Source organism: Bacteroides sp. 3_2_5 (assembly GCF_000159855.2).
In the GTDB taxonomy this organism is placed as follows: Bacteria; Bacteroidota; Bacteroidia; order Bacteroidales; family Bacteroidaceae; genus Bacteroides; species Bacteroides fragilis.
In genome coordinates, this window is record NZ_JH636044.1 from 1,499,858 (window position 1) to 1,521,843 (window position 21,986).

General features: G+C 41.6%; 14 protein-coding genes. 7 read left to right on the forward strand and 7 right to left on the reverse strand.

The annotated features are described in order from the left end of the window. Window positions 1-6: 6 nt before the first annotated feature. Complete coding sequence (locus BSHG_RS11875; RefSeq protein WP_008659006.1) at window positions 7-711, reverse strand: hypothetical protein; 705 nt, start codon at window positions 709-711, stop codon at window positions 7-9. Window positions 712-727: 16 nt separating this feature from the next. Further along, window positions 728-2,269: an ATP-binding protein gene (locus BSHG_RS11870; RefSeq protein ID WP_008659007.1), complete on the reverse strand. Its 1,542-nt coding sequence runs from the start codon at window positions 2,267-2,269 to the stop codon at window positions 728-730. Between the two features lie 411 nt (window positions 2,270-2,680). Here BSHG_RS11870 and BSHG_RS11865 point away from each other — a divergent pair, with 411 nt between their 5' ends. Then, the gene (locus BSHG_RS11865) at window positions 2,681-4,252 is read left to right on the forward strand and encodes a ClC family H(+)/Cl(-) exchange transporter (protein WP_005801020.1); all 1,572 of its coding nucleotides are present in this window, start codon (window positions 2,681-2,683) and stop codon (window positions 4,250-4,252) included. Here BSHG_RS11865 and nfo read toward each other — a convergent pair. Then, window positions 4,246-5,082: a deoxyribonuclease IV gene (gene nfo / locus BSHG_RS11860; RefSeq protein ID WP_005795638.1), complete on the reverse strand. Its 837-nt coding sequence runs from the start codon at window positions 5,080-5,082 to the stop codon at window positions 4,246-4,248. The two genes, BSHG_RS11865 and nfo, sit on opposite strands and share 7 nt — an antisense overlap. A 128-nt stretch (window positions 5,083-5,210) precedes the next feature. Next, on the reverse strand, window positions 5,211-6,578 hold the full coding sequence (locus BSHG_RS11855; protein ID WP_005795636.1) for a TrpB-like pyridoxal phosphate-dependent enzyme: 1,368 nt from the start codon (window positions 6,576-6,578) through the stop codon (window positions 5,211-5,213). Between the two features lie 135 nt (window positions 6,579-6,713). Between BSHG_RS11855 and BSHG_RS11850 the strand changes: the two genes are divergently transcribed. Both BSHG_RS11850 and BSHG_RS11845 read left to right on the forward strand, forming a co-directional pair. Beyond that, entirely contained in the window at window positions 6,714-8,549 is a 1,836-nt protein-coding gene (locus tag BSHG_RS11850; RefSeq protein ID WP_005785879.1) for a TrkH family potassium uptake protein, read from the forward strand. A gap of 15 nt (window positions 8,550-8,564) precedes the next feature. Then, window positions 8,565-9,251 (forward strand): potassium channel family protein, encoded by a 687-nt coding sequence (locus BSHG_RS11845; protein ID WP_005785882.1) that lies wholly within the window; start codon window positions 8,565-8,567, stop codon window positions 9,249-9,251. A 96-nt stretch (window positions 9,252-9,347) separates the two neighbouring features. Here BSHG_RS11845 and BSHG_RS11840 read toward each other — a convergent pair whose 3' ends face one another. Together BSHG_RS11840 and BSHG_RS11835 are read right to left on the reverse strand one after the other, a co-directional pair. Beyond that, entirely contained in the window at window positions 9,348-10,808 is a 1,461-nt protein-coding gene (locus tag BSHG_RS11840; RefSeq protein ID WP_005785885.1) for a catalase, read from the reverse strand. 471 nt (window positions 10,809-11,279) lie between these two features. Next, window positions 11,280-13,817, reverse strand: coding sequence for a TIM-barrel domain-containing protein (locus BSHG_RS11835; protein ID WP_008659019.1), 2,538 nt, complete (start codon window positions 13,815-13,817; stop codon window positions 11,280-11,282). Between the two features lie 134 nt (window positions 13,818-13,951). On the opposite strand from BSHG_RS11835, the gene BSHG_RS11830 reads away from it, so the two are divergent. Together BSHG_RS11830 and BSHG_RS11825 are read left to right on the forward strand one after the other, a co-directional pair. Further along, on the forward strand, window positions 13,952-14,497 hold the full coding sequence (locus tag BSHG_RS11830) for an RNA polymerase sigma-70 factor (RefSeq protein ID WP_005785889.1): 546 nt from the start codon (window positions 13,952-13,954) through the stop codon (window positions 14,495-14,497). Between the two features lie 56 nt (window positions 14,498-14,553). Further along, on the forward strand, window positions 14,554-15,555 hold the full coding sequence (locus tag BSHG_RS11825; protein WP_005795630.1) for a glycoside hydrolase family 43 protein: 1,002 nt from the start codon (window positions 14,554-14,556) through the stop codon (window positions 15,553-15,555). 183 nt (window positions 15,556-15,738) lie between these two features. Here the strand turns inward: BSHG_RS11825 and BSHG_RS11820 are convergent, their stop codons facing one another. Further along, window positions 15,739-16,641 carry an extended-spectrum class A beta-lactamase CepA-49 gene (locus BSHG_RS11820; RefSeq protein WP_008659027.1) on the reverse strand — a complete coding sequence of 301 codons (903 nt, stop codon included), beginning with the start codon at window positions 16,639-16,641 and terminating at the stop codon, window positions 15,739-15,741. Between the two features lie 811 nt (window positions 16,642-17,452). Between BSHG_RS11820 and BSHG_RS11815 the strand changes: the two genes are divergently transcribed. Together BSHG_RS11815 and BSHG_RS11810 are read left to right on the forward strand one after the other, a co-directional pair. After that, the gene (locus BSHG_RS11815) at window positions 17,453-18,418 is read left to right on the forward strand and encodes a FecR family protein (protein ID WP_008659029.1); all 966 of its coding nucleotides are present in this window, start codon (window positions 17,453-17,455) and stop codon (window positions 18,416-18,418) included. A 172-nt stretch (window positions 18,419-18,590) separates the two neighbouring features. Then, window positions 18,591-21,977 carry a SusC/RagA family TonB-linked outer membrane protein gene (locus tag BSHG_RS11810; protein WP_008659030.1) on the forward strand — a complete coding sequence of 1,129 codons (3,387 nt, stop codon included), beginning with the start codon at window positions 18,591-18,593 and terminating at the stop codon, window positions 21,975-21,977. Window positions 21,978-21,986: the final 9 nt, after the last annotated feature.

Consider the following 21,986-nt stretch of genomic DNA (forward strand, 5'->3'; position numbering starts at 1 on the left):
TATGCGCTAATTACATTCTTTCTCTCTCCTCTCTTTTACTTTTTCCAATCCCGGCATCTTTTTAGCCAATGCACTTTCTCCTGCTGGAAAATAGAGAGGAAAAACTTTATATAAGAAACCCACAACTTCACTACGACTTTTATCCATATTGTAAAAAGCAGAGCAGACAAAGTACATTAGTTCTTGCTGACTACATGTTTCTTTGGGCTGTATGCTTATTGAGGGAGCAACTATCAAGTCATGTTCAGCAAATGATAGAGCACTGGCAAGAATAGCTTCCTGTTCTTCTTCGGTAAACATCTTTATTTTCCCAGTTAACCATTCAAGCTCTCTTTGCCGGAGTGCTTGTTGTTTTTCGTTTTGATGCTCCAATAGGATTGCTACATTTTCTTGTTGCTTTTCTGTCAAGGCGTTTTCTAATGCTTGGTTCTTTCGTTTAAGAACGTTGAATTTTAGCAAAGCAGCAATGTACATACAGAAATATCCTACTGCAATATCGAATATTAGGACAAGCAGATAATTGTTACTTGAGTTTTGTATGCCACCAGCCATATATTCACTAATAGGGATAACAGCTAATAGCATGATAATGGCTATTGCATAAAGCACTCGGTATCGCGTTTTATGGTTTACCTGTGGCAAAGAGGCAAACAAAAAGGCGATAATCAAAACGGCTATGATTGCAAAGAGTGGTATGAAAGAGGTCTCCATAGGTTTGTTGTTCTGTTTATGGTTTAACAATAATGCGCCAATAACCAGCCTTGTCTGAACCTTCGTGAACCAAAATTCCCATACCCCTAAGGCTCTTGATATTTTTCTCTATAGCGCGTTTAGTTACACCAATCTTGTTGGCCATATTATCAGCTGTGATTGAAGGATCTGAAATAACGAGGTCGATTATCTTTTGTGCAGTTTTACTGACTTTCTTCTGTGTTTCCGATGTATCTCCGAACTTATCCGCATTTACACCGAACTTTTCGACCGAACTTTCTTCATTTACACCGAACTCTTTTGTGTTTACACCGAACTTTTCTACCGAACTTTCTTCATTTACAGGGTACTTTTCGAGGGTACTATTTACCCTATTGGCTACTTCTTCCACAGGAATTCTTCCGTTTTCGCCCCAGTTTAGATTATAGAAGGTGGTGTAGAAAGAAGTCGCTTCCGTTTGATATTGAGGTTCTTTGCCTTGCAGGAAATTGGGTAGTTTTTCCGTAAGCTCCCGCATTTTGCGCAAACCGGAGCCACGTTTCTCCATATAGTCCAACTGTGTGAACACATCCGCAATGACGGGGTTACGGCGCATGGATGGCACTTTGTATATATCTCGGTCTTGAATCTGCGTACCGTCAAGCATTGCACCAGGTGATACCAGTTCTACACGGTCATCGTAAATATCGATATGTACTTCACCGCCCATCACGGTGTAATCCCGATGGATAAGGTGGTTTACCAATCCTTCGAAGATGGCACGGTCTGAATAGTCAGGGAGGTTTAGACGATAGTTCGGCATCTTTACCCATCCGCTCATGGTGTAGTTCTTGATGAAGTCTATGCCGTATTTTAAAAGTAGCACAAGATTAGCCCGATGTTCTATGGAACTGATGGCATCATCCTTATAGAGTCCAGTCCAACGGGTGCAGAAAATACGCGATTGAAATACTGTGCAATTATCCACAAACAGCAATCCTGCATTGGTCAGTTTGCCGTCAGGAGTTACCAGTCCGAATGATTCCAAATACTTATCGTTCCATTCCTGATGGGTTTGCTCACGGAAAGTATTGGCAAGGATGATGAAAGAATGTTTGCCGGCATCCACTTGGGTAGGAAGAGAATCCCATGTCATGTGCGTGCCTTTTAATACCAACGAAAGTAATTGTTGGGAGTTGCATTCTACACTTTCATTGCCAACTCGTACATATGCGGTACGTGTCCCATCCTGATAATAGTAATAAGGTGTAAGCGTTCCTGCCTTTACTTTCACTTCAAGCAGGGTATGCCCTTCATGTTCTATCGGAATAAGTTGAATTTCCGGCACAGGGTCAAGTCTTGCCTTTATCATTTCACTGATAAAATCAGCATCGGCTTGTGGATTCTCCAACCCTACAATTATGCCGTCATCATTCACTCCATAGAACAAACTGCCACCATCCGTATTAGCGAAAGCCGACACGGATTTAAGCCACGATTTTACTTTCTTACGTTCCAACATTTCCTTGAAATCGTAAGCCGAGCATTCCGCTATCAATGTATTGTTATGTATCTGCATCGTTTCCTTATTGTTATTTGGGTGTAACACCCTAATATCATACACAAAGGTAAGGATAAAACCGAAGAATCTGTTAAAAACATCGCTTTCTTTTGATTTTTATGCGTTTACATCTCGTTATTTATGAATAAAAATCGTACTTTTGTGAGCAAGAGCGTGTGTTGCTTATGGATGCTTATTTTCGGATTTGCGCTATATTTGCAACACGTGTACGCAAGTCGCTGATAGATATATTACGTTGACTTTGAAGAAGTGAAGTAAGTCCGGTTATCAATAGGTCTACATACAAAAGGCTGTTACAAGACAAGTGCTTGTGACGGCCTTTTTTCGTTTGAACCAATTTTAACTCTTCGTTTGAAACCAAGCTATCTCTTAGTTGTTGTACACTGCAACGGTATAACGGACAGAGATATGTTTGGGAAATCAGATGATTTAAAGGATATGAGGAAATGGCGGGTATGGAAGCTGAAGCTGATAGATGCTCGTCTTTATTTTGTCAGTATATTCGTAGGACTGTTGACAGGACTGGTTGCTGTTCCTTATCATTATCTGCTACAATTGTTTTTCAATACCCGTAGAGATTTTTTTGATTCGCATCCACATTGGTATTGGCATATTCCTATTTTCTTGTCCTTATGGGGAATACTTTTGTTTGTTATGTGGCTGGTGAAAAAAATGCCTTTAATCACCGGTGGGGGCATCCCTCAAACCCGTGGGGTTATTAATGGACGTATCTCTTACAAACATCCTTTTATTGAATTGGTGTCTAAATTTGTGGGAGGAGTGCTGGCTTTGAGTGCGGGATTGTCTTTAGGGCGTGAAGGACCTTCCGTCCAGATAGGTTCTTATGTGGGGTGCCTTGTATCGAAGTGGGGAAGAGTATTGGCCGGTGAACGAAAACAACTGCTGGCAGCCGGTGCCGGTGCCGGATTGGCTGCTGCTTTTGCCGCTCCTTTGGCTTCATCTTTACTGGTTATTGAGTCTATCGAACGTTTTGATGCCCCCAAGACTGCTATAACTACTTTGCTTGCGGGAGTGGTGGCCGGCGGTGTGGCAAGTATGATTTTTCCTATCAATCCTTATTTTCAGATTGATGCCATTTCTCCCGGACTGACTTTCTTTTCACAAGTTAAACTGTTCTTATTATTGGCTGCAGTGATTTCCGTATCCGGTAAGATTTATTCGGTTATTACTGTTTGGTTTAAGCGACTTTATCCCGCAATCAAGCATCCGGCCTATGTTAAGATGCTCTATCTCTTGTTTATAGCTTACTTAATATCGCTTACTGAGGTGAATTTAACCGGTGGAGGTGAGCAATTCTTGTTGGGACAGGCGATGCATGCCGATACTCATATTATGTGGATTGTGGGGATGATGATTCTGCACTTTGTTTTTAGCGTACTTTCATTTTCATCCGGATTGCCGGGAGGAAGTTTCATTCCCACTTTAGTTACCGGAGGGTTGATCGGGCAGATAGTCGCTTTGATTCTGGTACGTCAGGGGATCATCGGATACGAAAATATCAGTTATGTTATGTTGATATGTATGTCTGCCTTTCTAGTTGCTGTGATCAGGACTCCTCTGACAGCCATTGTCTTGATTACGGAAATCACCGGACATTTGGAAGTTTTCTATCCTTCTATCGTCGTGGGTGGACTGACCTATTACTTTACGGAAATGTTGCAGATACAACCGTTTAATGTGACACTTTATGATGATATGATTAATTCTCCTGAATTTCAGGAAGAGAAACGTTATACACTCTCTGTGGAAGTGATGAGTGGTTCGTATTTTGATGGGAAAACAGTCAATGAAATACAGTTGCCGGAACGTTGTGAAATTATCAATATACACCGGGACAGGAAAGATATACCCCCGGCAAAGCAGAAACTTGTTCCGGGGGATCAGGTGCAGATCGAGATGGATGCACAAGATATTGAAAAATTATACGAGCCTTTGGTAAGTATGGCCAATATTTATTGAGTTTGTTCTCTCAGCCAGGCTATTTCTTCGGGCCACAGTGTTTCGTCGATAGTCTCCAGAATCAACGGCATGTTGTCGAAACGGGGATCTTTCATTAGCTTCTCAAAGAAAGCGAAACCGATTAATCCCTTACCGATGCTGTCGTGACGGTCTACACGACTTCCCAATTCTTTTTTTGAATCGTTGAGATGCATTCCCCGCAGATATTCAAATCCGACCACTTCACCGAATTCTCCGAATACGTCATCATAATCATTCAGAAAGTCATAACCGGCTGTAAAGGTGTGGCAGGTGTCCAGGCACACTCCTACACGGCTTTTATCTTCCACGCGGTCGATGATGTATTTCAACTGCCAGAATTCATTTCCCAGGTTACTTCCCTGTCCTGCCGTGTTTTCAATAACAGCGGTTACTCCTTTGGTCTTTTCCAAAGCCAGATTGATACTTTCTGCAATTCGGTCCAGACATTCCTCTACCGATATCTTGTTGAGATGGCTTCCCGGATGGAAGTTCAGTAATTTTAATCCCAGTTGTTCGCAGCGTTGCATTTCGTCAAGGAAAGCAGCCCTACTTTTAGTTAATCCTTCTTCCTCAGGATGTCCCAGATTGATCAGATAACTGTCATGTGGGAGAATGTATTCGGGGGCAAAACCGAACTTCTCACAATTTTCTTTGAATAGACGAATACTATCTTCAGTTAGAGGCTTACTGACCCACTGGCGTTGATTTTTTGTGAAGAGGGCGAACGCATTGGCCCCGATCTCATGTGCATTAACAGGAGCAAACTCTACTCCTCCCGATGCACTGACATGTGCTCCGATATATTTCATAATTCTTTTCTTTGATTTGTCTGCAAAGATAACATTTCCATAACAATATATGTTTTGCCCCATAACAATATATGTAATCACTCATTACATATATTGTTATGGGGCAAAAGCTCAGATGGTCTTAATGATTAAGCTAAGTTTCCTATTTCGTCCAGATTCTTTTGGATATCATCGTCTGTAAGCGAATAGTTTACCAAGTCGCCGGACAGATATTTGTCATATGAAGCCATATCGATCAGTCCGTGGCCGGACAGATTGAACAGTATTACTTTCTCTTCTCCGCTTTCTTTGCACTTATTGGCTTCACGGATGGTGGCTGCAATGGCGTGACATGATTCAGGAGCAGGGATGATTCCCTCAACTTGTGCGAACAGGCATCCTGCTTCGAATGATTCCAACTGACTGATATCTACTGCTTCCATCAGTTTGTCTTTCAGGAGTTGCGAAACGATTACTCCGGCACCGTGATAACGAAGTCCGCCTGCATGGATATTGGCCGGGGCAAAGTTATGTCCTAATGTGAACATAGGCAACAGTGGAGTATATCCGGCTTCATCACCGAAGTCGTACTGGAACTTGCCTCGGGTAAGTTTCGGGCAAGATGCCGGTTCGGCAGCGATGAAACGTGTCTTTTTACCTTCAAGTATGTTGTGACGCATGAAAGGGAATGCGATACCACCGAAGTTGGAGCCGCCACCAAAGCAGGCAATCACCATATCAGGATATTCGCCAGCCATTGCCATCTGCTTTTCGGCTTCCAGACCGATCACTGTCTGGTGAAGGGTGACATGGCTCAAAACGGAACCTAATGTATATTTGCAGTTAGGAGTGGTTTGTGCCAGTTCGATTGCCTCGGAGATGGCGGTCCCTAATGATCCCTGATGATTGGGGTGTGCAGTCAGGATATCTTTTCCTGCACGGGTTGACATTGAAGGGGATGGGGTCACTTGGGCACCATAAGTCTGCATGATACTGCGGCGGTAAGGTTTCTGTTCATAGCTGATCTTTACCTGATAGACGGCTGCTTCCAGACCGAAGAGTTTAGCGGCATAGGCCAAAGAGGCTCCCCATTGTCCTGCTCCGGTTTCAGTTGTTACGTTTTGTACGCCTTCTTTTTTGCAATAATAAGCTTGAGGGATGGCGGAATTTAATTTGTGTGAACCCATCGGGCTGACACTTTCATTCTTGAAATAGATATGTGCCGGCGTACCCAATGCTTTTTCCAAACCATAGGCACGAACCAATGGAGTACTACGGTAATATTTATACATTTCACGAACTTCTTCCGGTATTTCGATCCATTGGTCAGTCTGGTTCAGCTCCTGACGGCAAAGTTCTTCTGCGAAGATCGGATACAGGTCTTCTGCCTTTAATGGCTGTTTGGTTCCCGGATGCAACGGAGGCATCGGTTTGTTCACCATGTCGGCTTGTATGTTGTACCAATAGTGTGGAATTTCTTCTTCAGGCAGCATGTACCTTTTTTTCTTGTCGCTCATAATATTGTAGTTATTTGATTATTCTGATGCCAAAAGTAAGTATAATTTTTAAGAATTATATGATTTCAGCAACAAAGAATCGGATATGTTTGTTATTTTAGTTAAGTTTGTGCGACTCAATTAATATGCAATCCGATGAAGATTTATCATAAATTCTTTTTATATCAGAATAAATTATTGCAGCCTTACGTACGACTTTTGTTACGATTAATGGCAATCATCACCTATCTGGCCTCCATTATGCTGATAGTGGGAGTGATCTATGAACATGGCTTTACGCTCTCTGCACATGAAGTTACGAAAATACATCTTCTCTATAAGACGGTCTGGATTATATTCTTGATTGACGTCACCCTGCATATATTACTTGAATACAGGGATACGAAAAAGAATTTCCGGAAACTTGCCTGGATACTGAGTTGGTTGTTATATCTGACTCTGATACCGGTCATTTTTCATCGTCCCGAAGAAGGAGGGGCTATCTTGCATTTGTGGGAGTTCCTACACGGCTACTTTTATCACATTGTCCTGCTGTTACTTTTTTCTCTTTTGAATTTATCGAACGGATTGGTACGCCTTTTAGGAAGGCGGACGAATCCTTCTCTGATTTTGGCTGCCAGCTTTCTGGTGATTATTTTAATCGGAGCGGGATTGTTGATGTTGCCTCGTTGTACAGTAGACGGTGTTACATTATCGTGGGTCGATGCACTGTTTACTTCTACCAGTGCCGTATGTGTAACAGGGCTGGTACCTGTTGATGTGTCTGCCACCTTTACTCCGGCGGGACTGACAGTGATCATATTGCTGATTCAGATCGGCGGTTTGGGAGTCATGACTCTGACCAGTTTCTTTGCTATGTTCTTCATGGGAAATACTTCTCTGTACAATCAGTTAGTGGTACGTGATATGGTAAGTTCCAATTCGTTGGGGTCATTACTTTCTACCTTATTATATATTTTAGGTTTCACTCTGGTGATTGAGGGAGTCGGTATGCTTTCTATCTGGTTCAGTATTCATGGTACACTGGGGATGGATGTACAGGATGAACTGGCTTTTTCTGCCTTCCACTCTATTTCTGCTTTCTGTAATGCCGGATTTTCTACATTGCCGGGTAATTTGGGTAATCCGATGGTAATGACTAATCATAATTGGCTTTATATAACCGTGTCGCTCCTGATCATTTTTGGGGGAATCGGTTTCCCGATTCTTGTTAATTTCAAAGATATTATTGTTTACCATGCCCGTCGCTTCTGGCGTTTGATTCGTACCCGTCAATGGGACAATCACCGGGTACACCATTTATTTAACCTGAATACCAAGATTGTTCTGATAATGACTGTCTTATTGCTTGTTTTCGGCACGGTGGCCATTGCAATTTTTGAGTGGAATCATTCGTTTGCCGGTATGTCGATTGCTGATAAGTGGACACAGGCTTTCTTTAATGCCACTTGTCCCCGAACGGCCGGATTCAGCAGTGTCGATTTGACTTCACTCAGTATACAGACCATTATGCTTTATATTGTTCTGATGTGGATTGGTGGTGCGGCACAGTCTACGGCCGGTGGTGTGAAAGTAAATGCGTTTGCCGTGGCCTCACTCAACTTGATTGCGGTTTTGAGAGGAACAGAGAGAGTAGAGGTTTTCGGTCGTGAATTGTCGCACGATTCTATTCGTCGCTCCAATGCGGCTGTGGTTGTTTCATTAGGAATCTTGTTTGTATTTATATTTATTTTAAGTATACTGGAGCCTAAGATGTCTATCATGACTCTGACCTTTGAATGTGTGTCGGCTCTCAGTACGGTTGGTTCCAGTCTGAATGCGACTCCTTTGCTGTGTGATGAAAGTAAATTGCTGGTATCATTGCTTATGTTTATCGGCCGTGTGGGATTTATTACACTGGTACTGGGCATTGTGAAACAGAAAAAGAATACGAAATACCGTTATCCGAGCGATAACATTATCATAAACTAATCAGTTGAATTCATTATGAAATACATTATTATTGGTCTTGGAAATTACGGTCATGTGTTGGCCGAAGAACTTTCTACCTTAGGGCACGAGGTGATAGGGGCTGATTTGGATGAAGGGCGGGTAGATAGCATAAAAGATAAGATTGCCACCGCCTTTGTGATCGATGCGACGGACGAGCAGTCTCTTTCCGTCCTGCCTCTCAACAGTGTTGATATGGTGATTGTCGCTATCGGTGAAAATTTCGGAGCTTCAATTCGTGTGGTGGCTATGTTGAAGCAAAAGCAGGTAAAGCATATTTATGCACGTGCCATTGATGGGGTTCACAAAGCGGTACTTGAGGCTTTTGGGTTGGAGAAGATTTTGACTCCGGAGGAAGATGCGGCTCGGAGTTTGGTGCAGCTATTGGATTTTGGTACAAAGATGGAAACCTTTCGGGTAGACTCGGAATATTATGTGGTTAAGTTCAATGTTCCCGAGAAGTTTGTCGGCTATTTTGTTAACGAGCTGAATTTAGATGAAGAATTCAATTTGAAGTTGATCGGATTGAAGCGTTCCAATACGATCAAGAATTGCCTGGGCATTTCTTTGGTGGAGCACAAGGTTGTAAACGAATTGCCGGAGGATGCCAAGATACGTCCGGATGACGTATTGGTGTGCTATGGTAAATATAGTGATTTTCAGAAATTGTGGAAGGCGTTGTGATAAGGATAAATTATAGTGAGATTGTGTTCTTTCTTTATGTAAATGCGCCTCAAATGTAACGGAATCACATTTGAGGCGCATATCGAAGAAGTTAGATTATTCTTTCAAGGCTTCTTCCAGATCAATACCTAATGCTTGAGCTACTCCTGTGCCATAAGCCGGATCAGCTTTGTAGCAGTTGCGTACATGCCGTTGTTTGATGAACAATTCTGCGTCACCCATGGCGCGTGCGGTATTTTCAAACAATAATTGTTGTTCATCCGCAGGCATCAGTCGGAACAAATCACCCGGCTGACTGTAGTAATCGTCATCATATTCACGTTCGTTATAGTTGAATACATCTCCGTGAACTTTTAAAGGCGGTTCTTTTTTCTCAGGCGAGTCTTGCCATTCGCCATAACTATTCGGTTCATAACCTTTGGCTGAACCATAGTTTCCGTCCACTCGCATTGCTCCGTCACGATGGAAGGCGTGGAACGGACAACGTGGCTTGTTTACCGGTATCTGCTCTGAGTTTACACCCAATCGGTAGCGTTGTGCATCACCATAAGAAAATAATCGTCCTTGCAACATCTTGTCGGGAGAGAAGCCGATACCTTCAACAATATTCATCGGATTGAAAGCCGATTGTTCTACTTCTGCAAAATAGTTTTCCGGATTACGGTTCAATTCAAGAATACCTACATCTTGCAATGGGAAATCTTTGTGTGGCCAAACCTTGGTAAGATCGAACGGATTGATACGATAGTTATCTGCTTCTTCTTCAGTCATCAACTGAATCTGGAACTTCCATTTTGGGAAATCACCCCGTTCGATGCTTTCGTATAGGTCACGTTGATGCGATTCACGATCTTTGGCGATGATTGCTTCAGCTTCCTGATCAGTCAGGTTTTTAATGCCCTGCATAGTCTTTAGATGAAACTTAACCCAAATTCGTTTGTTTTCTGCGTTTAGGAAACTGTAAGTATGGCTGCCGAATCCGTGCATGTGGCGATAGGAAGCCGGAATGCCACGCGGACTCATAGTGATAGTTACCTGATGAAGAGCCTCGGGTAACAGGGTCCAGAAATCCCAATTATTGTTAGCGCTACGCATGTTGTTGCGTGGATCGCGTTTTACAGCATGATTTAAATCAGGAAATTTTAGCGGGTCGCGTAAGAAGAAGACGGGAGTATTGTTACCTACCAAATCCCAGTTTCCTTCTTCTGTATAAAACTTCATGGCAAATCCCCGGATATCGCGTTCTGCATCAGCAGCTCCGCGTTCTCCTGCTACAGTGGAGAAACGTACAAAACATTCTGTTTGCTTGCCTACTTGACTGAAAATAGCTGCTCGTGTGTACTTGGTGATATCATGTGTGACGGTAAATGTACCGTAAGCTCCGGAGCCTTTGGCATGCATACGGCGTTCAGGGATAACTTCACGGTCGAAATGAGCAAGTTTTTCAATCAACCATGGGTCTTGTAACATAATAGGCCCGCGAGGTCCTGCTGTCTGGCTGTTTTGGTTGTCGGCGATAGGACGACCATTAGCTGCTGTGAGTTTTTTATTTTCCATATAATTTTGATTTTATCGGAAACAAAGCTTTCAATGATGTGGAGTCTTTTACAGCCCTTCTTCCGTGTTATTACCCGACAAATGTAGAGCTAAATCATTTACCTGTCAAATAGATAATTTCAATCCATAAATAGGTAATATCTATTTCTATCAAAGATATTGATATTACTTGAATATAATAGGTTCTATAAATGTTTTTTTGAAAAGAATTTGATCTTTTATCCGAATTCATCCGGTAAATTAGCCGTTTGGGAAAGAAATAGCCCCAATGTGATTTACCACAAGGGGGATGGAGAGTGGAAATAATAGGTAAACTTACCGGAAATTTTGTGTTTCTCTGTGATGAATTGGTTTTAAGGTATACATTATGATGTGAATTATAGGCAGTGCGTAAAGTGCAGTCTGGTGAAACATGTAATTTGTATATATCGTCGACAGAAATACATCCTGCCGACGATATTGGTGATATTATTATTTCTTCCAGCCGATTGCCTTCATAAACCATTGGCTATTGGCTTCGTTCAGTTTCTGTTCTTTGAGCATCTCCGGCATTTGACTGTAGTTTCTTTTAAACGTTTCTATCAGTTCGTTAAAACGTTCCGGCGAGTAGGTTAATGCAATGCTGGTAGCTTCGGTTGCTCCCATAGCAGGCGTCAATACAATTCCGGCGTCCCGGTATTTTAAAGCAGTGATTGCTTTGCTGAATCGTTTGAACTGTGAAACGATACCGTCGTTTAATTCCGGAATGGAGGTCGGGTATTGGATTTCTATTGTTTTTTCCTGATCACATGCTGTTTGAGGGATGGTGATCAATAAGGCTAATTCATCGCCGATGTACTCATATTCAGCTCTATTACCATTAATAGTGATTGTCTCCGGAATGGCAGAACCCAAAACTTTGATTTTAAATTGGCGGTCGGTTGGCATATTGCGATACTTACCTTGGCGAGGACCTACCGTTACAGTTAAGTGGTTCTCTTTCCGTTCAGTGTACATCCGGGTACGAGCATATTCATTGGCATAATATTTATCATTACCATTATCTTCATAAAAGGTAAATGAACCATTTTCTCCAGGGAATATGTTTACGATAATCTCTTCGCTATTACTATTAAGATTCTTCACACGGTTGTAAAGTGGCAGTACGGAACCGGCTTTTACGTAAACCGGATATTCGGTTAGGGTAAACGAACGTTCTATTATCTGTCCGCCTTTCAATAGGGTTCCGGTGGTCCATTCAAACCAGTCGTTTCCTTCGGGTAACCATACCTTTACAGTAGAAAGTCCGTTCTGCATGGGGGTGGTGATAGGTGCTACCAGAATTTGATCGCCAAACATGTATTCACTCTTGAAATCGTATGCCTCTTTGGCTTCCGGATAATCATAGTACATTGGACGACAGATAGAAATACCGTTGTCATAAGTTTCACGCGCCATTGTATAGATATAAGGAGCCAGTTGATAACGGAACAGAATGGAGTTGCGTAATGCTTCGAAATAATCTCCCTTGAAATTCCATAATTCTTTATTTAGAACAGAATTCTTTGTAGAGTGTGTGCGCATTACAGGTGTTAAGGCACCATATTGCATCCAACGGGTAAAGAGTTCCGGGTCGAGTATTTCTTTGTCTCCTCCCTTGAACATGTGGCCTCCGATGTCATGACTCCAGTAGCCGTATAGCACATTGGAAGCGCAGTTGGTAAAGTAAGGTTGGAATTCGAGTGATTTCCAAGAGATGACGGCATCTCCCGAGAAGCCAATCTGATAGCGGTGATTGCCCAGTCCTCCCCAGCGGTGGTAGAGCATCGGGCGAGTGTCACGGTTGCGTTCCATGTCTGAGAAGAAAACATAATTGATCCACCAGGTATTGCTGAGGCTGTCTACTTTTTTATCATACATCCATTGTTGCCAATCGAGCCACCAGAAGTCCACTCCCTGTTTTTCCATTGGGCGGAGTACCTTGTTGAACATACCGTTTATAAAGCGTTTGTCCGAAACCACCCAGGGAATACGTTCCTGTTTAGCTGTATCTACTCCCATCCATTGTGCCATTTCCGGATATTTTTCTTCATATGGAGCTACACCATCGGCAGGATGCAGGTTTAGTGTGATTTTCAGGTCATTGCTTTTCAGATAACCCAGAAATTTGGCGGGATTGGGAAATAGCCTGCGGTTCCAAGTCCAGCCTGTCCATCCGCCGAAGCCCGGATCGGTATAATGCCAGTCCATGTCTACTACCAATACATCCAAGGGGATATTATAAGTGTGGAAATTATCTACTAATTGGCGCATTTCTTTGTCTGAGTAGCTCCAATATCTTGACCACCAATAACCGAATGCATAACGGGGTGGAAGAGGTACTTTACCGGCAAATACAGTAAAATCTTTTAAGGCAGCTTTGTAATCATGCCCGTAAGCCATAAAATACCAGTCTTGTCCGTCTTTGTGTTCACGTTCTTTTACCCAGGCCCATTCCGAATTGTCAAATAAGAAATTCTTTGAATCATCAATCAAGGTCCATCCGTCTGTCGATAGAAGACCGTCTTCCAGCTTCATATCTTGGTGGCTGTATATATTGTGGTCTCCTTCAAAACCATCCAATGTACGGTCTGTCCCTTTCAAATTTCCTTTTTGTATTGTTCCGGGTGTCCATTGAAAGGGGAACATCCCTTTAGCTGATGTGATCGTTAAATTATCTTTCGTAAAGGGGCCTTGACCTTTCTTATATTTTAGTTTCATTCGGGCGGTACTGATCACTACCGTAGCATTTTTATTTTGTACTGTGTACTTGGGAACAGGTAGATTGCGGTGGATTGCTACAAAAGAGGGACCGTCGGTAAACGAACCCGAAGGATTCCACTCCATACGGATTACCCCATCTGTAAGGACGCTAAAACGCACGTTACCATCATGATAGGCTATTGCATTTTGGGGAGTTGCGGCCGAAAGCGAAAAACTGAACAGAACTCCTTGCAATACCAATAAAAAATAGACTGTTAAATGTTTCATGTTGTATTTATGTTAGTTTTTCACAAAGATAAGAGTAATATTCATAAATTAGTAATAATGAATTTTAAATCTTTTTATATCTTTGCAACCTGTGTAATAAATATCGCTTCTTTAGCTTACAACAGGATAATAGTATGAAAAAAGACGGTTTCTCTGAAATTTATGATATTTATTTTCCGAAGTTGCTGCGTTTTACTAGGACGTATCTGATTTCGGAAGATGAATCGGAGAATATTGTCCAAGAAATCTTTATTTATTTGTGGGAACACAGAGATATCATTGAGACTCTTCAGAATCTGAATGCCTATCTGTTTACGTTAGCAAAAAATCGTTGTATAGACTATTTTCGTAAGGAGATGGTCCGTGAAGTTCGTAAAGGTTCGCTTTCGGAAATAGAGAACAGAGAACTTCAATTGAAACTGTATTCATTGGAAGCATTTGATAATGATCGTCTTTCGGATGCCGATATTGAAGAAATACTGAATAATGCCATCAATCGTTTACCGGAGAGGTGCCGTGAAATATTTATTATGAGCCGTTTGCAAAATCTCCGTTATAAAGAGATAGCTGAAAAGTTGAATGTTTCTCCAAATACGGTTGAAAATCAGATTGTCATAGCGTTGCGTAAATTAAAAGAAGACTTGAAAGACTACTTTCCCCTCTTTGTTTTCATTATCTGAGAAATATTCCCTATTTTTGTCAAATCATTATTTATTTTTATATTCAAAACACAACAATGAAACACTTAGTTATTTGCATCGCTCTGTTGACAGTCGGTGCTTGCTGCTTTGCTCAGCAAAAGAAAGTGGCTTCTCATAAAGCCACAAGTGGGAACCCTGTATTTCAAGGATGGTATGCTGATCCGGAAGGCATCATTTATGATGATACTTATTGGATTTTTCCAACTTGGAGTGATCTTTACGAAAATCAGACTTTTTTCGATTGTTTCTCTTCCAAAGATCTTGTGAATTGGACGAAACATGCTTCAGTTTTGGACACTACTGCCGTAAAATGGGCTAAGAAAGCGATGTGGGCTCCTTCGGTAATCAGAAAGAATGGGAAATATTATATCTTCTTTGGAGCGAATGACGTTCATGAAGGAGAGATTGGCGGTATTGGCGTAGCGGTTAGCGATCGTCCTGAAGGACCTTATAAAGATTTATTGGGTAAGCCGTTGATTAATGAAATAGTGAATGGAGCGCAACCGATCGATCAGTTTGTATACAATGATAATGGACATTATTATATGTATTATGGTGGTTGGGGGCATTGCAATGTTGTACAGTTGAACGATGATTTTACAGGGCTCGTTCCTTTTGAAGATGGCACTGTCTATAAAGAAGTGACTCCGGAGAACTATGTTGAAGGTCCGTTTATGTTCAAGAAAGACGGTAAATATTATTTTATGTGGAGTGAAGGTGGTTGGGGAGGTCCCGATTACTCTGTAGCTTATGCTATTTCCGATTCTCCGTTCGGACCTTTTAAACGGGTAGCTAAGATTCTGCAACAAGATCCTTCGGTAGCTACCAGTGCCGGTCATCATTCATTACTGCATGCTCCCGGAACAGATGATTATTATATAGTCTATCATCGTCGTCCACTGAATGATAATGCACGCGATCATCGTGTGACATGCATTGATAAAATGACGTTTGATAAGGATGGATTTATTAATCCTGTAAAGATGACTTTCGAAGGAGTGCCTGCACAAAAGATTAAGAAGTCTAAAAAGAAATAGGACCAATGCTTTGAGGATGTGTAGAAACAAAAGGTTGCACAAACAAAGCTGATTTTACAAACTGGCTACAGATACTGGATTTTTCAAGTCACCGATAGTGATAGTGAACGGTTGTATCTGTAGCCGGTTTTGTTATCGGGCATCGATATTGTAAACGGAGGTGTATTCTTTGATATCTTTGCGTTAATCTATCTGTTGCGTTACGTATTCGTAAACGATGTGCGAAATTTCTGCGATAATCTCACTGTTTTCTCTGTTATCTGCTTCGGAATCTTTCACGAAGACGGCTATACTATAGACATGTCCGTCGGGAAGAAGAATAAACCCGATGTCATTGCAACCGATCTGTTGTCCTTTCGCATTACGGTCGCCTGTTCCGGTTTTATGCCCCATTGTTACTTTTTTATCGAGCAGTGGAGCAATCAGGCGGTCTTGTCCTGTCTGACATTCCACCATTGTTTGATAAATGAAATTCTTGTATTCTTTGTCAAAAAGGTTTTCATTGCGAAATATTTCCAGTAATTTGGCGGCTGCTAATGGAGTAGTCCAGTTTTGGTAACAGAACTCCAGATTCTTATGCATATCGTTTTCTGTATGGATGACAGCACATTCACGAATTCCCAATGAATGAAGATACTTATTCACGGCATCCGGACCACCTTGATAATTAAAAAGAATATCGCAGGCATTATTGTCACTTTGCTGAAGCGTATATTTCAGTAGATCGGCAATGCTCATTTCGATTCCTCCCTGTGGGTATGTTTCTCGAAGCGGACTATAGGTGTCCGGCTTTAAATCCGACTTTTTAATCAATAACCGGGTTTCCAAAGGTTGCTTTTGATGATGCATGTAATCGGCCAATGCCAATGCCTGATGAAATTTGAAAACACTCATCATGGGATAATGAATATCATTATTGACTGTTATCGTATCTTGCCCGTCGATAATGACTGCAATTCCTATTTCGGCTTTTTTCCCTTCTATGGCTTTCTTTAGTTGAGTTTCAAGAGGACTGTTCTGCGCAACTACCAGGGCAGGACATAGCAGAAAGAAGATAATGGATAAATGTATAAGTCTTTTTTGCATATATGATTGGGTCCTTTGTAATACGGTCCACAAAGGTATGAATAATAATTTTAGTGGAATTCAATATCACCAAGTATTCTGATTATTCAGTATCCGGCGCAGGAACTGTTTTCTTTTCAAACGAGCCTTGCCGTCTCTCATACGAAAAATGCATTTCGATCTTCCATCTTCCACCTTCATCTTTCATCTTCCACCCTCGATTTGGCAAGTCCGATTCAGAGTATATTCTTGATATGCAGATAGATGTATCTGTTATTCTATCTGTTTATACCATTTAAAGCAGTTTGTTTTTCTTAGTATCTTTAGTGAAAATGGTCAGTTTCTTATCTCGTCCCGCATACCCGGGCTGAGATAAAGATACTTTAGAATGATGTAAGATGTTTATTTACAATGTGTTATGTTTGCTATGGAGTTAGCTTGCTCTCTTGGTAATTTCTGTGCCGGTCGTTCTGAACTTCTGTTGATACGGAGTCGGTTATGTAGAATAACTCACATTAATTCTATAGGTAGATTCTAAAGTACTTTCATCGGTATATGGAGATTATATTCGATTTTAACTTCATTGTAAGTTAGGTTATGGATGGATTTTATTTCAATCAAAGTATGAACAATCGGAGCCGGGAGGATTCGAGAACTCATTTGTTCTTTGGTTTTTTCTTATTATTTTAGAAACGGAAAGATATAAGTGTTTAATCTTTAGTATTGATTGATAGGAATTTACCATGATAGGGAAAAATTTTCGTAAAAAAAGTCTCTTTTCTTTTAGTGGATTTTAAAAGCTATTACGCCTTATTAATAGAATATCCTAAAAATGAGTGAACTGATAGATAAATATTTTGCAGGAGAGATGACCTGTGAAGAGAAAAAAGATCTCTTCGACCGGATAGAAAGTGATGAGGCTCTGAAGAAAGAATTTCTTCGGATGCAAAATGTAGTGGCGTTGACCCAAATACTCTCCTGCCAGGATGATTCGGAGACCAGCCGTAAAGGGAAACAGCATTTTATGCAACTTCTTTTCCGTAAAAGATTAAAGCGCGCGATAACGGTTTCTTTGAAATATGCTGCTGTTTTCGCGGTATTAGTGGTAGGAACTTTCTATACTGCGAAGCTGTATTTATCTGAGGAATTCGGAAAAAGTTATACCATAGTTACGGCTCCCAAGGGACAGCGTGTAAAAATAGAATTACCTGATGGAACCATTGCCTGGCTAAGCCCCTGTAGTCGTCTTCGTTTTGCGGCCTCTTTCAATGAAACGGACCGTAAAATAGAGTTGGACGGTGCTACCTATTTTGATGTGGCAAAGAATCCCGAGAAGCCATTTGTTGTTTCGGCTAAAGGTTACCGTATCCGAGTACTTGGAACTAAATTCAATATATCGGCTTATAAAAATAGTAAAGAGTTTGAGACCGATCTTGTGGAAGGTTGCGTACATATCTATGATCCGGCGGATATAAGGAACGAAGTGTTTCTACAGCCTAAAGAAAAGGCAGTGTTGTGGGGAGACCGGTTGATGAAGCGGGAGTCTGACTTTGATAATGAAGAATATCTGAAGAACGGAGTTGTCAGTTTTCTGTCCGAGCCGTTTGGGAGAGTACTGAATAGTGTCGCTTTATGGAATGATGTGAATATTAAAATAGAACGGTCAGTCAACGCGACGCAGCGGATCTCCGGAAAATTCAGGCAAAGCGATTCTTTGGAGAGTATATTAAAAGCCTTGCAAGGCGCTATGCCTTTCAAGTATAAAATAGTTAGTGAAGAAGAAATAATTATTTATTGATAAATATAATGATATACTTAACTAAAAGCAGATGCCTATGATATAAAAAACAGTTTGAAATGAAAAAAGGAGGAAATGGTCTGGTACACCTTTCCCTCCCGATAAAGTCAACACATTTGGCAGAGCCAAATAAAAAAACAACAAAGTATTAACCTTATTACATTGCAAAAGTATGAAAAAAAACTTATTGCTGTTATCTTATGCAATTAAACAACGTGAAATTATTCAAATCTTGCGAATTATGAAATGCACAGTCTTGCTGTTATTTTTGCTTATTCTTCAGGCACATGCCAGCGTAAGCTCACAAAATGCAAGGGTAAACATGTCTCGAAATCAACTTCCGTTAAAGGAGTTTATGGCGGAGATTGAAAAACAAACCGATTATCTGTTTATCTATAGTGATGCAGAAATCAATGCCTCTCGCCAGGTAACTGTAAAGAAGGGAACACATAGAGTGGCCGATTTACTAAGAGAGGTACTCTCTAAAAATAATATTTCTTATAATTTTGCAGATAATTATATTTCTCTTCATGTACGCAAAGAGGCTGACGTACAGTCCTTGGCGGTATCTCCCCAACAAAAAAAGAATACGGTTTTGGTTTCGGGAACTATCGTAGATACCGCAGGCGAGCCTATAATAGGTGCTAACATCAAATTGAAAGGTGCTCAGGGAACCGGAACGATTACGGATGTGGAAGGTAACTTTAAATTGGAAGTGCCTACCAATGGTGTACTGATCGTCTCTTTTATCGGATATCAGCAGCAGGAAGTGGCGGTGAACGGAAAAACCATGTTGAAAATTAAGATGGCGGAAGATGCTGAAATGATAGACGAAGTGGTTGTAACTGCTTTGGGAATCAAGCGGGAAGAAAAGGCATTGGGATATGCCGTTCAGAAAGTGGGCGGAAGTAAGCTGTCTACTGTGAAGCCCGTTAATATTGCTACTTCACTGACTGGTAAAGTTGCCGGTTTGAATGTAACCAACAGTACGGAGTTCAATACAGCCCCAACTCTCAAATTGCGTGGTGAAACTCCATTGCTGGTAGTAGATGGTGTGCCATATAGCAATATCTCTCTGAATGATATTGCAGCAGACGATATCGAATCTGTTGACGTGTTGAAGGGGGCTACCGCATCGGCCCTGTATGGTGCCCGCGGAGGTTCGGGAGCTATTATGGTGACTACGAAGAAAGGTAGTCAGGAGGGACTTAATATTTCGGTAAACAGCAGTACGATGTTCAATGCCGGTTATCTGGTATTGCCGGAAGTACAACATGGATACAGTACCGGTCAGGGAGGTAAATATACCGCTGCCGACTTCGTTTGGGGTGATAAACTGGACATCGGCCGTACAGCTGTACAGTATGACCCGTATACTTATGAATGGAAAGAGATGCCATTGATATCGAAAGGTAAAGACAACTTTAAGAATTTCCTGGAGACAGGTTTCATTACCAATAATAACATCAGCATCAGCCAGACCGGTAAATATGGAAGCTTCCGTTCTTCTCTGTCGCATGTTTATAATAAAGGACAGTATCCCAATCAGAGATTGAATAAGATTACTTACTCGGTAGGTGGGGATATGAAGTTCGGCAAACTGAGTTTTGAAGGTGGTGCCATTTATAACAAGCGTTTCTATCCGAATGGAGAAGGAGCCGGCTATGGTGGCGGTGGATACATCTACAACCTGTTGGTATGGACGGGTACCGATTATGATGTACGCGACTATAAAAACTATTGGAGAAAGAAAGACGAAGAGCAGAACTGGATGAACGATGTGTGGTATGATAATCCTTATTATCTGGCTCATGAAATGACTTCATCCAATGACTACGATAAAGTAAACACTTACTTGTCCGGTAAATATGACATCATGCCTTGGTTGAACTTTTCGATGAGAGCCGGTGCCGATGCTTATGCCAGCCGTACGGAAAAGAAAAACGCAATGAGCGCCCGCGGCGGATGGGACAAGAACGGATACTTCTATACATCCAAATCCACCGGATTCAGTTTCAATGGTGACGCTTTGCTGTCTGCCAATCACAGCTTCGGTGATTTTGCTATCGACGGTTTTGTCGGAGGTACGATCTACTATTATTATGATGACGCTATTTCATCGAATACCCGTAACGGATTGAGTATTCCGGGATATTATTCATTGAAAGCATCGGTTGACCCAATTGCCTCTTCAAGTTCATACAAGCAGAAACAGGTAAACTCTATTTATGGAAAATTCTCAGCTTCATGGAAAAGCACTGTGTTTGTGGATGTAACGGCACGTAATGACTGGTCGTCTACTTTGCCTTCGGAGACTCGTTCTTACTTTTATCCGGCTGTATCGGGAAGTATCATTATGTCGCAGTTACTAAAGATGCCCGAATGGCTGAACTTCTGGAAACTCAGGGGTGCCTGGACAGTAACGAAGAGCGACTTGGGTATTTATGATACGAACCAGGCTTACAGTGTAAGCACGAATGTGTGGGATGGAATGAATACAGCCGTGTACCCGGAAATGATCCGCAGTACAACGCTTGAACCGACCGCTGCACGTTCTTATGAAATCGGTACTGCCTTCAATGTATGGGACAACCGTTTGCGTTTTGATATCTCTTACTACAATAAACTGAAATACAATCTGACACGTGAAGCCACTATCAGCGGTTCGTCCGGTTTTACTAAAACATTGGTGAACTATGATGAAGAGCAGGTTCGTAGAGGAGTGGAGGTTTCTTTGACTGCTTCTCTGATTCAGACGAAAGACTGGAATTGGGAAGTGAATGCCAATTGGGCCCGTGACCGCTATTTCTATGCGAAAGTCGATCCTGTATATTCTACACAGAAACCTTGGGTAGCTGCCGGCAAGCGTTGGGACTGGTATGGTATCTACGATTGGGAACGTGACCCTCAGGGAAACATTATCCATGAAAACGGATATCCGGTACAAAGTAAATATCAGTCAGTGATGGGCAATGAATATCCGGACTGGATCTGGGGACTCAGTACTACCTTGCGTTATAAAGACTGGACATTGGGAATTTCGTTGGACGGACGTGTAGGCGGTATGGCTTACTCTCGTACGGAACAGACTATGTGGAATACCGGTGTACACCCCGATAGTGATAACAAATGGCGTTATGACGAAGTAGTGAACGGTAAAAAGAATTATGTAGGCCAGGGTGTGAAAGTAGTATCGGGTAAAGTTGAATACGACACAACCGGAAAGATTGTGAGCGATACACGTGTGTTTGCACCGAATGACACTCAGGTATCCTATGAAAGTTATATCAAGAATTACAATCCATGGTCAGGTGGTAAGGTTTACCAGAACGTGCATGACTGTACATTCCTGAAATTGCGTGAACTTTCATTGTTGTACACAATGCCTAAGTCAGTTTGTGAAAAGATTCACATGAAAGGCGTTACACTCGGTTTGATCGGACAGAACTTATTGATTTGGATGAAAGAGTTTAAGTATGCTGACCCGGATGTGGATTCGGATGACCTGAATTCACCTTCTATGAGATATGTCGGATTTAATGTTAAGTTTGATTTGTAAAAAAGGAAA